The organism is Actinomadura mexicana, from assembly GCF_900188105.1.
Taxonomy (GTDB): Bacteria; Actinomycetota; Actinomycetes; order Streptosporangiales; family Streptosporangiaceae; genus Spirillospora; species Spirillospora mexicana.
Genome location: NZ_FZNP01000023.1, coordinates 60382 through 72685 on the forward strand (window position 1 = coordinate 60382; position 12304 = coordinate 72685).

At 74.7% G+C, this 12304-nt stretch carries 12 protein-coding genes; 2 read left to right on the forward strand and 10 right to left on the reverse strand.

Annotated features, from left to right (window positions below):
* Positions 1 to 102 precede the first annotated feature (102 nt).
* The 3 genes from CHC11_RS36715 to CHC11_RS36725 form a co-directional block, all read right to left on the reverse strand.
* Positions 103 to 285, reverse strand: a complete 183-nt coding sequence (locus CHC11_RS36715; RefSeq protein WP_089316500.1) for a hypothetical protein — start codon at positions 283 to 285, stop codon at positions 103 to 105.
* A gap of 115 nt (positions 286 to 400) precedes the next feature.
* On the reverse strand, positions 401 to 1099 hold the full coding sequence (locus CHC11_RS36720; RefSeq protein WP_089316501.1) for a hypothetical protein: 699 nt from the start codon (positions 1097 to 1099) through the stop codon (positions 401 to 403).
* Between the two features lie 52 nt (positions 1100 to 1151).
* Positions 1152 to 1823 carry a lysophospholipid acyltransferase family protein gene (locus CHC11_RS36725; protein ID WP_179279188.1) on the reverse strand — a complete coding sequence of 224 codons (672 nt, stop codon included), beginning with the start codon at positions 1821 to 1823 and terminating at the stop codon, positions 1152 to 1154.
* 407 nt (positions 1824 to 2230) lie between these two features.
* Here CHC11_RS36725 and CHC11_RS36730 point away from each other — a divergent pair, with 407 nt between their 5' ends.
* On the forward strand, positions 2231 to 2581 hold the full coding sequence (locus CHC11_RS36730; RefSeq protein WP_089316502.1) for an STAS domain-containing protein: 351 nt from the start codon (positions 2231 to 2233) through the stop codon (positions 2579 to 2581).
* A 25-nt stretch (positions 2582 to 2606) separates the two neighbouring features.
* Here the strand turns inward: CHC11_RS36730 and CHC11_RS36735 are convergent, their stop codons facing one another.
* Genes CHC11_RS36735 through CHC11_RS36760 form a run of 6 tightly spaced genes read right to left on the reverse strand, consistent with a single transcriptional unit; the run spans position 2607 to position 10247 of the window.
* A complete protein-coding gene (locus tag CHC11_RS36735) occupies positions 2607 to 3434 on the reverse strand; it encodes a glutamate ABC transporter substrate-binding protein (protein ID WP_089316503.1) in 828 nt (275 codons plus the stop codon).
* Positions 3435 to 3450: 16 nt separating this feature from the next.
* Positions 3451 to 4962, reverse strand: a complete 1512-nt coding sequence (locus tag CHC11_RS36740) for a hypothetical protein (protein ID WP_245920236.1) — start codon at positions 4960 to 4962, stop codon at positions 3451 to 3453.
* Positions 4959 to 5735: an FHA domain-containing protein gene (locus CHC11_RS36745; protein ID WP_089316504.1), complete on the reverse strand. Its 777-nt coding sequence runs from the start codon at positions 5733 to 5735 to the stop codon at positions 4959 to 4961. Before CHC11_RS36745 ends, CHC11_RS36740 begins: the two co-directional genes overlap by 4 nt.
* A 5-nt stretch (positions 5736 to 5740) precedes the next feature.
* Positions 5741 to 7060, reverse strand: coding sequence for a VWA domain-containing protein (locus tag CHC11_RS36750; protein ID WP_089316505.1), 1320 nt, complete (start codon positions 7058 to 7060; stop codon positions 5741 to 5743).
* Positions 7057 to 8196: a PP2C family protein-serine/threonine phosphatase gene (locus tag CHC11_RS36755; RefSeq protein ID WP_089316506.1), complete on the reverse strand. Its 1140-nt coding sequence runs from the start codon at positions 8194 to 8196 to the stop codon at positions 7057 to 7059. The genes CHC11_RS36750 and CHC11_RS36755 overlap by 4 nt, the downstream gene beginning before the upstream one ends.
* 2 nt (positions 8197 to 8198) lie before the next feature.
* Positions 8199 to 10247 (reverse strand): serine/threonine-protein kinase, encoded by a 2049-nt coding sequence (locus tag CHC11_RS36760; RefSeq protein ID WP_245920239.1) that lies wholly within the window; start codon positions 10245 to 10247, stop codon positions 8199 to 8201.
* Here CHC11_RS36760 and CHC11_RS43095 point away from each other — a divergent pair.
* Positions 10141 to 10491 (forward strand): hypothetical protein, encoded by a 351-nt coding sequence (locus tag CHC11_RS43095; RefSeq protein ID WP_245920240.1) that lies wholly within the window; start codon positions 10141 to 10143, stop codon positions 10489 to 10491. The two genes, CHC11_RS36760 and CHC11_RS43095, sit on opposite strands and share 107 nt — an antisense overlap.
* 382 nt (positions 10492 to 10873) lie before the next feature.
* Here CHC11_RS43095 and CHC11_RS36765 read toward each other — a convergent pair whose 3' ends face one another.
* Positions 10874 to 12088, reverse strand: coding sequence for a hypothetical protein (locus CHC11_RS36765; protein ID WP_179279189.1), 1215 nt, complete (start codon positions 12086 to 12088; stop codon positions 10874 to 10876).
* Between the last annotated feature and the right edge of the window lie 216 nt (positions 12089 to 12304).

Below are 12304 nucleotides of genomic sequence, written 5' to 3' on the forward strand. Positions count from 1 at the left end.
CGGCCCGAAACGTCAGGCCCGTCCGCGTTTCCCATCAGACGCGACAGAGGCGTGTTCGGTTCGTTCTCCGAACCGGATGTTCACGTCCGCATCAGGCCAGGCTCAGCCGGCCAGCGCGGCCGCCACGTACACCGTCCGGGGCGGGTGGTACTCGACCACGACGACGATCGAGCCGACGCCGATCTCGTCGCGCGGGTCGACGGGATGGGCGTAGAACGCCTCCGCCCCGCCGCGGACCGCGATCATGACCTCGCCGACCAGCCCGGGTCCGATCCGGCCGGTCACCCGGCCCTCCTTACCGATCAAGGACACCCCCTGGCCCGGTCCGCCCGGAGCCGCTCTCCGCGCCGCGTAAGGCGAACGCTATCCGCTGCGCGGCGGGGACGGCGAGCCGCGGGGCTCAGGACAGGACGCGGCCGGCCTGGGCCAGCGCCTCGCCGGCCAGGCGCTCGGCGTCGGCGCGGGTGGCGCCGGGCCCGAAGACCGTGATCGTGGCGAGGTAGCGGCGGCCCCGGAACACGACGTACCACGTCCGGGTGCGGGCGCCGCCGCTGACGGTGGCGACGCCGACGGTGCGCGAGCCCTCGCCGATCTCCCCCTTCGGCGCCTCGGCCACCTTGTGCGCGGCCCAGGTGGAGCCCACCCGGGTGCGGAACTTCAGGCAGCCGGGCGGGACGCGGGCGTTGACCTGCTTCTCGGCGTCCGCGGCGGACATGCCCATGAGGGTCTCGGTCGCGGTGAGGCCGCGTCCGCCGGTGAACGAGACGAGCGCGGCGGGCACGTCGCCGGCCACGTCGCCGCCCGGACGGGCCTTCCCGCAGGAGGGCTTGTCCAGGACGGCCTCCCGCTGGAGCCTGGAGGCGTTCTGGATGGCCTTCAGCGAGCCGTACTCGCCCCAGTCGGGCTCACCCGCGCGCCGGTAGCCGGACGGCTGCTGGAGCAGCGCCTGCGCGAGCTGGGCGGAGGTGTGGCCGATGCCCGCCACCTCGGCGCGGGCGGTGCCGCGCACCGGGCGGGCGCGCTCGGCGTCGCCGCCGCACGCGGTGGCCGCGACGGCCGTCGTCAGCAGCAGCGTGACCGGGAGGAGCCTGTGCGCCATGGCGGCGACACTACGGCGCGAAAGGGGCGCACCGCCCCGGACGACACGCGGGTCAGCCCTTTTCGGCCCGCTCGTTGTACTCCGCGGCGTACTCCTGGCCGGTCATCTTCTGGATCGTCTCGACGATCTCGTCGGTGATGGCGCGGCGGGCCTTGGCGGGCGGCAGGTCCCGGTAGTGGGAGAAGTCCATCGGCGGGCCGATCCGCACGGTGGGGCGCGGGCCGAACACGCGCGGGAGCGCCGCGCCGATCGGCTGGATCTTCTCGGTGCCCTCCAGCGCGACCGGCAGGACGCGGGCGCCGGACTCCAGGGCGAGCCAGCCGATGCCCGTCCGGCCGCGGTAGAGGCGGCCGTCCGGGGAGCGGGTGCCCTCGGGGTAGATCGCGAACGCGCCGGCGTTGTCGAGGACCTCGGCGGCCTGCTCCAGGGCGCCCATGGCGGCCCGGCGGGCGCCGCGCCGCACCGGGACGTGGCCGAGGTTGGTGAGGAACCAGCGGACGAAGCGGTTCTTGAGCCCGCCGCCCTCGAAGTAGGCCGCCTTGGCGATGTAGGTGACCGGGCGCGGGACCGCCAGGGGGATGATGAAGCTGTCGATGAAGGACAGGTGGTTGCTCGCCACGATGAGCGGCCCGTAGCTCGGCACGTTCTCGCCGCCCACGACCCGCGGACGGAAAAGCAGCCAGAGGATCGGACGCACCACGCGCGTCATGAACGTGTAGAACACCAAGCCTCCCGAATTTCGCCACCGCCACTGTAACGTCTGCACCGATCCGGGCCCCGGTCAGCATCCTCCTTTCCCGCCCCAGAGAGTGCCATGAATGGTCCAAGGACTGGTCAAAGGCCGGGTGGGCGGGATTCTCGGCCATTCCTTACCGCCAAGTAAGTTTCTCTTCGGTAAGTTATTACCCGTTTACCGGATCTCCCGGGAGGCACCCGGATGCCCCGGGCGCATCGTCAGGTACAGTCGGGACCGGGGATCAGACGGGCGTCCGGACCGGCGTTACGGTCCGGGTCACGGGCGGGCGACCTGGTCCTTTTCCCGGGAACTCCTTGGAATGCGGGCACGGGTGCGCAATCCTGAGGAGTCACCTGAGATGGCCGGGTACCACCGGAGTGGGGCGTGAGGTGACGATGGACTTCGACATCAGCCTGATGCGCGACGATCGCTGCACGCTCGTCCGCGTGAAGGGCGACATCGACGTGGTGTCCCGCGCGCGCTTCGAGGAGGCGCTCTTCGAGGCCGTCGAGTCGGGCGAGCCGATGGTGGTCGACATGCGCGAGGTCACGTTCTGCGACTCCACCGGCCTGAACGCGATCGTCGCCGCCAACCGCCGCGCCGGCGAGCACGGCACGCACATCGCGCTGGTGGCGCTGCCGCCACGCGTCCAGCGGGTCTTCCGCATCACCGGGCTCGACAAGTTCATCCCGATCCACGAGACGCTGCGGGAGGCCATCCTCGCCTTCCCGTCCACCACCCCGTAGGGCTCGGGGCCCGGCCCCGGCCGGGTCAGGTGCAGCCCTCGAACTGGGGGACGCTGGTCGTGAGCTTGAGCCCCGACTTGCCGAACCACGTGTTCAGCAGCCGCTGGGCGGTGCCGTCCTGGTACATGTCCGTGATCGCCCGGTTGACCTCCTCGCAGCCCCTGAGGTCCCCCTTCTTCAGTCCGACGCCGTACTTCTCGTCGGTGAACGGCGCGTTGATCATCCGTCCGGGGCGGCCGGTGGCGAACCCGGCGAGGATCAGGTCGTCGGTCGACACCGCGTCGAGCCGGCCGCCGGCGAGCGCGTCCATGCAGGCGCCGTAGGTGTCCACGGTGACCGGCTGCGCGGCCACCTTGCGCTCCTCGATCACGCGGCGCCAGGAGTTGGACCCCTTCACCTCGCAGATCCGCTTGCCCTTGAGGTCCCGCACGTCCTTGATCGCCGCGGCGTCGGCGCGGACGAAGGTGTCCTGGTGGGCGACGTAGTACGGCCCGGCGAAGGTGACCTTCGACTTCCGCTTCGCCGTGATCGAGTACGTCGCGACGATCATGTCGACGTCGCCCTTGGCGAGCGCGTCCTCGCGGACGGAGGAGTTCGTCGTCCTGAACGTCAGGCGGCTCTTCGGGACGCCCAGCCTGCCCGCGATGTACGTCGCGACGTCGACGTCGAAGCCCTCGTAGGTCCCGTCCGGGCGCTTGACGCCGAGGGCCGGCTGGTCCTCCTTCACGCCGACGACGAGGGAGCGCTTGTCGGTGATGGACTGCTCCTTCTCGGCCCCGAGGCCGCAGGCGGACAGCAGCGCCGCCGCGGCGAGGACGGCCCCCGGGGCGGCGATGGCACGGGTCGCGCGCATGGCTTGATCTCCTTGATCAGCGGAACTCGGCCAGCCGGGGACGGACCCCCGCGATGATCAGTGCGGCGATGACGGCCGCGGCCGCCGGCGGCACCGCGTTCCAGCCGCGCAGCCCGCCGTCGGCGTCCCTGATCGCCTTGTCGAAGGCGTCCTGGTGGACGGCGGTCAGCGAGCTCAGCGCCGCGTCGTAGGCGTCGAAGTCGCGGATCGCGTTGGACGTGCGGCCCATCCGCAGGTCGACCGCGCCCGCCCGGTTCCCCGCCGACGCCAGCTGCCGCATCCGCGCGTCGTTGCGCTGGACGGTCCGGTAGGCCGTGAGCGTCCTGGCCAGCGCGTCGCCCTCGCGGCCCCTGTCCACCGTCCGCGCCTCGTCGCCGAAGAAGCCGAGGAACGGCGACGTCTGGCCGGGCCGGTACGCGCCGGCCTTCTGCTCCAGGCCCGCGTAGTAGTTCTCCAGGTTCACCGGCTTGTCGCCGAGGTCGGGGTAGATCACCGACAGGGACTTGTCGAGGTAGGTCTGCTCGTAGGTGTCGGCGCGGCCGGGATCGAGGAGGTAGCGGCTCTCGTCCCCGAACGCGCTGTGGCTGATCGCGCGGGCCCGCGACAGCTGCAGGATCGAGTCGAAGCCGTCCTCCTTGGCGGTCCTGATGTGCCCCGCGTGCGCGGTGAGCAGGCCCGCCCCGACCGCGGTGAGGACGACTGCGGCGAGCGTCGCCAGCACCAGCGCCGGGTTCAGCACCCGCCGGAACGTCCGCACCAGGTAGAGCTGCGTCGCGATCAGGAGCAGCAGGACGAGCAGACCGGTCAGCGCGACCCAGGTGCGGCCGGTCAGCACCGCGGACCGCTTCGTCTCGTACGACTGCCGGACGTTCGCGCCGGTGTCGAGCGTGATGTTGTACGCCTTCGGCAGCAGTTGCAGCCTCATCAGGTCGGTGGCCTGCCGGTAGGCGTCCAGGACCTGCGGCGGCGTCTCGCCGGGCGCGTGGTTCGACTGCGCGTCGAGCTGCATGGCCTGGCCGACGAGCCGCTCGTACCTGCCGAGGCCGTCCAGCACCTCCTGGACCGTCCGCCGCAGCGCCGGGTCGCGTCCGGCCAGCTGCGCGGCCTGCACCGCCGCCGCGTCGGCCTCCCCGCGGCGCTTCTCGTACACCCGCAGGGTCTCGTCGTAGCCGATGCCGAGGCCGTGCTCGCGGCCGATCAGCAGGATGCTGGAGACCTGCGCGTCCATGTCGCTGAGCGCGAAGTACAGGGTGCCGGTCGCGACGACCTGCGGGCCGGCGTCGTGCCCGATCGTCTCGACGGAGTCGCGCGCGTTGCCGATGGCCACGGTGAGGACGGCCAGGAGCGCCACGAGCGCGGCCACGCAGAGCACGACGTGCGCCCGGATGCGGCCCGGGATCGTCTTGAGCCACCGTCCGCGCACGAACGTCCTCAGGCGGCCGCCGCGCTGCGTCCCGGCGGGCGTCCTGTCCGGGGGCGGCGCGGGCGGCCGCGGGGCGGGAGCCGGCGGTGCGGGACTCATCGTCATGACGTGCCCTCCTGAAGGGACAGCGTGATGGTCGTCCAGGCGCCCACATGGATGCGGTCGCCGTCACCGACCGGAACGGGCACGTTCACCGGGATCGGCTCCGTTCCGCCGTTCACCGTGGTGCCGTTGGTCGAACCGGGGTCGATCAGGTTCCAGGCGCCGTCCGGCCGTGCGAGCAGGACGGCGTGCAGGTGCGAGACGCCCGGGTCCTCGGGCGGGGCGCTGAGGTCGATCTCGGGCAGCAGCGCGCGGGAGGCGCTGCGCCGTCCGATCCGGATCTGCCCGCCGAGCAGCGGGACGCGGCGCTCCGGGCAGTACGGCGGGAACGCGAGCCCGCCGCCGTCCGATCCCATCTCCGCGACCACCGAGTCGAAGTAGGCCCGGTCGGCCATGACCAGCGCGTGCGGGCCCGTCGCCGGGACCGGTGCCGGCCGCGGGACGACGGGCACGCCGCCGTCCCGCTGCTGCGGCACCAGCGGCACCGCGTGCGCGGTTCCCGCCGGGGTGAACTCGACGGTGTAGACGGTGCCGGTCTCGAAGTCGTACCCGTCCTCCTCGCAGAAGCGGCCGGAGCGCGGCGTCCCGCAGTGCGGGCAGGCGGGCTCCTCCGCCGCCGCGGGCTCGGCGGCCGGGGCGGGCACCGGGGCGGGCACCGGGGCGGGCGCGGACTCGGGCTCGGCGAACTCGGCGCGCTGCGCGCCGTCCATGAGGTCGCCGCACACGTCGCAGTAGTCGGTGGACCGCGACGCGTGCCCGCTCGGGCAGACCGGCATGGGCCTCAGCCCCCTGCCTCGTCGCCGTGCCGGGTCCGCACGGTCCGGACGGAGCGGGTGTCGAGCGACATCTCGTCCGCCTTCGCCACGTCCCGTTTCAGCCGCACGGTGCCGCGCGCCGGATCGACCACGTCCACGACCTTGTCGAGCAGACCTGAGATCTGCTCGTTGCCGACCTCCCGCGCCAGCACCACGGCGCGCCCGAGCCGGGCGGTCGCGGTGTCCTCGTCGCCCTCCCGCCGCGCCTCCAGGCCCTGCTGGATCGCCTCGGCGAGCTCGGACTGCCCGGTGTGGTGCGCGACACGGCCGTTGATCCGCGTCGACCTGGCCTCGTCGTCGGTCCACTCGGCGATGACGTTGCCGGACGCGAGGACCCGGTCGCCCGCGACGAGCTTCACCCACGCGGCCCGCATCTGCCGCCCCACGTCGCCGGGCTGCACCTCCACGCACAGGTGGTACTCGCGGTTCTCGTCGCCCCACGCGCCGAGCGGGTAGTCGCCGGTCTGCGCGCCCGACTCGTCCCGGCGGCCGGTGAGGTCCTCCACGGCGGGGACCATCTGCTTGACGAACCGCAGCCGCGCCTGCTGCGGCGTCCACACGCGCAGCGTCACGTCCGCGACCTGCTTGCCCATCGCGGCCCGCGTCATCGCCAGGAAGTCGGCCTCCAGGTCGGCCGGGTCGGGGACGTCCAGGAACCCGCCCAGCAGCACCGAGGTGATCCTGCGGAGCTCGGCGACGTCCCAGTCGGTGCCGACCCCGCGCGCGTCACACAGGAAGCGGCCGGCGCACTGGCGCAGCGCCGCGTCCAGCTCCTCGTCGGACTCGTGCTGGTTCTTGCCGTCGGTGAGCAGGATCGCGTGCTTGACGGCGCCTCCGGCGACGGCGTCGTGCCCGGTGAACAGCCGGTCGGCGAGCCGCAGCCACGACCCGATCGCCGTCCCGCCGGCCGCCTCCAGCCGCCCCACCGCGTCCACCGCGCCGCGCCGGGACGCCGCGTCCGCCCGGACGAGCCGCTCCCCCTGCGGGTAGACCATCCGCGGCCGGTTCGCGCCCGCGACCACCGCGAAGTGCACGCCGTCGCGCAGCACGTTCACCGCCGCCCGCGCCGCCCGCTTCGCCGCCGCCATCTTGCCCCGGTAGGACATCGACCCGGAGGTGTCGATCATGATGATCTCCGCGGCGGGGGCGCCCCCGCCGTCCGCCGCCGGGCCCGGCCCGCCGGACGAGCGCGCCTCGACCGAGACGATCGCGTGCATCTCCCGTCCGCCGGCCGGGAGATAAGGGTTCTGGTCCACCCGCACGGTGAACTCCGGAAAATCGCTCATCTGCCCCGCTCCCTGCTCGGTCCTGGCGGCGGGTAGCGAAGGACCGCCACCGTCACGTTGTCGTGCCCGCCCGCGTCCAGCGCCGCCCGCAGCAGCCGCCGCGCCGCGTCCAGCGGGCCGTCCCGGCCGGTGAGGGCCACGGCCGCGAGGTCGGACGGCTCCGGCAGGTCGTTCCACAGCCCGTCGCTGCACAGCACCACCAGCCCCGGGCCCGTCGGCCGGAACGCCGCCACGTGCGGGTCGAGCGGACCCGCGTCCGCCCCCAGCCAGGCGGTCAGCACGTGCGCCCGCCGGTCGGCCCACGCATCCTCGGCGCTCATCGCCCCCTGCTCGATCATGGACGAGGCCCACGAGTCGTCCGTGGTGAGCCGGCACGAGCCCGCCGCCGAGAGCCAATAGGCGCGGCTGTCGCCGACCCACCCGACGGTGATGCCGCCCGCGTCCACGACGGCCGACACGAACGTGCACGCGGGCGAGGAGTCGGGATCGCCGGGCAGCCCCGCCACGACCCCGCCCGCCCGCGCCGCCGCGTCGCGCATCGCGCCCCGCGGGTCCGCGCCGGCCGTGACGCGGTCCGTCAGCACGGCCAGCGCCGCCTCGGCGGCCAGCCGCGACGCCTCCTCCGACCCGGGCGCCGTCGCGACCCCGTCGCAGACCACCGCGCACACGCCCGCGGGCAGCGCCGCCAGCGCGAACGCGTCCTCGTTGCGGCTGCGCCGCAGCCCGAGGTCGCTCACCGCCGCCCCGAACCGCCCGGCCTCGGCCTCGACGTGCTCCCGCCCGCTCGGCTGCCGCAGCCCGCACTGCTCGCAGTACCCGTCGGCCCCGACGGCCCCGCTGCCGCAGTCCACGCAGGCGCCCCCGGTCGCGACGGCCCCGCCCGGATCGGCCGGGGGCGTGCGGGGGGCGGACCGCCGCTGCGGCGGGCGGGCCCGGCTGGGGACGGGAGCGGACCCGGACGGGACCTCGCGCGACGCCGGGGTCGGCGAGCCGTGCGGAAGGGCGGTGCCGAGCGGCGGGGTCCTGGGCGTGGTGGGGTCGGGGCGTCCGCACTCCTCGCAGAAGCGGTCGCGTTCGTTGACGGGCTCGCCGCAGGTACGGCAGAGCGCGACGGGGGTGTGCTGGTCCGCGTTCATGGTCAGAAGAGCGTCCTCGGGCGGACGGCGTTGGCCCGCTTGACCATCGCGTGGCGGTGCTCGGCTCCGTCGGCGAGCTTGGCGAGCACGCGGTAGACGTCCTCCAGCTTCTTGCGGAGGGCCTGCTCGTCCAGGTCGGTGCCGAGGATCTGCTGCCGCACGCCGGGCGGGGCCGAACCGCGGTCGCCGCGTACCCAGGTCAGCGCCGCCTCCAGCACCTCGGCGGCGAACGCCGCCGACCGCTCGGTGTCCAGGCGCAGGGACGACAGCCGCCGTCCCGCCTCAAGGAGCGCGGGCGCGTTCAGCTCGGTCGGGCCGCGCCCCCGGACGGCGGTGGCGACGGCGGCGAGCTGCGCGGCGAGGTAGTGGCTGGAGATGCGCGGGACCGAGTCGAGGACGCTCTCGGCGGACGCGCGGTCGCCCGCCGCGAGCCGCGTGCGGGCCAGCCCGAACGCGGCGCTGACGTGGGTGGGATCGGTGCGCCAGACCGTCTCGTAGTAGTAGCCGGCGGCGGCCGTCTCGCCCAGGGTCTCGTGGCAGAACGCCAGCGCCAGCTTGGGCGCCTGCTCGCCGGGAGCGAGGTCGTAAAGGTCGTTGAACACCGCGACGGCCTCGGTGCCGCGCCCGCCGGCGAGCGCGCGCACGCCCCGGTACCAGTCGACGCGCCAGTCGTCCGGGGCCTCGGCGGCGATGTCCTCCAGGAGGTGCGCGGCGCCGTCGAGGTCGCCCAGCTCGATGCGGACGCGCACCAGCGCGAGCCGCACCTCGCGGGACGCGGCCGGCGCGGAGGCCAGGGCCGCGGCCAGGTCGGCGGGGTCGCGGGCGGTGAGCCCGGCGAGGAACGCCGCGGCCGGGTCGGAGGCGTACACCAGCGGGACGGGCAGCGCCGCCGCGGCGGCGGCCGGCTCCACCGGCGCCAGGACCGGCGGGGCCCCCTCGCTCCCCCCGGCGCCGCCCAGGCCGCCGACGATCTCCGTCCCGGCCGTCTGCTGCTCGGGCCCGAACAGCGGGGACGGCGCGGGGCGCGGGCGCCCGTCCTCGGCCGACAGGACCTCCCGCAGCACGCCGGTGAGCTGCTCGGCCATCTCGGCGGCGCTCTGGAACCGGCGGGCCGGGTCGGGGTGCGTGGCGCGGCGCAGCAGCCGGTGGTAGGACTCGTGCCGCTGGAAGAGCGCCACCTCCTCGCGCGGCGGCAGGCTGCGCAGGTGCCGCCCGGTGTAGCCGCGGAACGGGAAGCTCAGCACGGCCAGCGTCCGTCCCACGGTGTAGAGGTCGGAGCTGACCGAGGGGCCCTGCGAGCCGATCTCGGGGGCCTGGTAGCCGGGCGTGCCGAAGATGGGGCTGTCCGCGTCGAACGCCCGCCGGACGCCGCCGAGGTCGATCAGCTTGAGCTGCTCCTCGGACTGGATGGCGTTGTCGGGCTTGAAGTCGCAGTACAGCAGCCCGACGCCGTGCAGGTAGCCGAGGGCGCTCAGCGCCTCCAGGCCGTAGGCGATGACCTGGCCGAGCGGCAGCGACGCCTGGTCTCCCTCCGCCTGGCGGGCGCTGAGCAGGATGTCCTTCAGCGAGCGGCCCCCGACGTACTCCATGACGATGTAGCCGGACTCGCCGTGCCGCACGAAGTTGTAGATCTTGACGATGTTGGGGTGCTCGACCTCGGCGAGGAACGCGCGCTCGGCGGTGGCGGCGGCCAGCGAGTCGGCGTCGCCGGTGTCGAGCAGGCCCTTGAGGACGACCCACCGCTCGCTCACGTTGTGGTCGCGGGCCAGGTACACCCAGCCGAGCCCGCCGTGCGCGAGGCAGCCGAGCACCTCGTACTGCCCGCCGATCATCTCGCCGGGCCGGAGCTTCGGGGTGAACGAGAACGGGTGCCCGCAGTTGCGGCAGAAGCCCTCGGTGCGTCCCGGGCGCCCGCCCCGGCTGCGCCCGACCTTCTCGTCGCACTTGCTGCAGAAGCGCCGGTTCTCCGGCACCTCCGGGTTCTCCATGATCGCCGAGGCCGGGTCGCGGGCCGGTACGGGCGGCACCTCGACGAGCCCGGCGCCGAGCATCCCGCGCCTGGCCGAGCCGCTGGAGCCCGTCCCGCGGGTACCGCCGCGCGAGGCCGTCCGGCCGGACCCGACGCTGCCCGACCCGCTCGTCGGCGCGCTGCCGTACGAGGAGCCCTGCCCGCTGCGCCCGCTCCGGCCCGACGAGCCCGGCGGCATGCCCGAGGGCGGCGCGGGGGTCGCCGGAGCGGTCACCGGCGTCTGCCCGGGGGCGGCGGCCGGAGCCGGGCCGGGGGGCCGTCCGTAGGCGCCCGGGTAGCCGGGCATCGCGGGCCCGGCCGGACGCACGGGCGCCGCCGTCCGCGCGGGCTGCGCCGGACCGGCGGGCGACGGGCTGATGGGCGCCGGACCGGTGTGCGACGGGCTGAACGGCCCGGAGGGACGCGACGGCGCGGACTGAGGCGCGGACTGAGGCTGGGGCGCGGACTGAGGCGCGGACTGAGGCTGGGGCGCGGACTGAGGCGCGGGCCGGGGTGCCGATTGAGGCGCGGGCCGGGGAGCGGAGGGTGCTTGCCGGCTCTGCGGTGACGGGTTCGCTGTGGGCGGCGCGGTGGCGGGAGCCATGCCGCAGACGTCGCAGAAGCCGTCCGCCTCCACCGCGCCCGTGCAGCCGGGCTGGGTGCATCGGTTCATCGCCGGGTCCCCGTCTCGCTCTCGCACGCCCTGATCGCTCGCTGGTACTCCGCCAGGACCGTGGTCGCCCTGCGCAGGTCGCAGGGCGCCGTCCACAGCACCTCGCGCGCCTCCCCGTACAGCACGGTGAGCCGCTCGTCCTCGGCCAGGCCGAGCCGCGCGGCCTTCGCCCGGTACGCCTCCAGGCGCCCCCGCAGCTCGCCCCGCCGGTCGAGCAGGCCGGCACTGAGACGCAGATCACCGCGCGCCCGTTCCAGCGCCTCCTCGGCGGCGTGCTCCAGTTCGGCGAACCGTCCCGCCATCTCCACCCAGCGACCCGCCTCGCGCAGCCGTTCGAGGGCGGCGAGCCGGTCCCGCAGGGCGGGGCCGAGGCCCCGCGCGGGCTCCGGGAGGTTCGGGGAGTGGATCTTGGCGAGGGCCGTCGCGTGGGCGTCGTGGGCCCGCCGCTCCGTCTCCTCGACCTCCCCGATGGAGGCCGCGACCCGCGCCACGAGCTCCTCGTAGTCCTCGCGCATGCGGGCGACGCCGGCGAGTTCGTCGCCGAGCGAGGTCAGTATGGCGCAGACCCGGTCGAGCCGGGCGGTGTCGGCGCGGCCGTCCTTGACCAGCGACAGCGGGTCGGTGCGGACGAGCCGGCCGAGCGCGGTCAGCTCGCGGCCGACCCGGTCCAGCTCCGGATGCCGGGTGCCGTCCAGCGCGTGCGCCAGCCGGGCCGTCCTGCGCCAGCTCTCCTCGGCGTCCTCCAGCGGCTGCAGCAGCGCCGACCAGGCGGCGTCGGCGGCGGCGATCTCGCCCGCGACGAACTCGTAGGCGTCCGCCATCATCGCGACGGCCTCGTCCAGCGTGATGCGGCGCTCCTGCGGGCCGAGCAGCGTGCGGTGCTCCAGCGGGATCTGCCCGTCGGGCAGCTCCACCGACCGGCCCGACAGCAGGCCCGACAGCTCCGTCAGCGCGGCCGGGTCCAGCCGGGGCGACCGTTCGCGCAGCTCGCCCGCCGCGTCCAGGACGCGCTGGTAGGCGTCGAACAGCCGCCACAGCGTCGCCAGCCGGGCCTGCGCCGCGTCCCAGCGCCGCCAGGTCTCGCCGGTGAGCCGGGCGCCCTGGAGCAGGCGGCCGCCGTCGTGGCGCTCCAGTTCGAGGAGGTTCGAGGCGATGCGGTCGCGCTCGTCCCGCAGCGTGCGCAGGGCATGGTCGACGCCTTCACGGCTCATGGGCGCGGCGGCCCCTGCCCCGCTCTGGTCCAACGTCTGCCCCGCGATCGTCTTCTCCGGTCCCCCCTGAGCATGCCCGCAGAGCCGGTCTGGGAGCACGGACCGGTCCAGTATCGGACGTACGCTCTCATACAAGTGTGATCCGTGACACTAACCGAGACAAGGTGCTTTCCGTCTCGACAGGGCCGCGTCGCGAGACCGCCGCTCTCCCCCTGA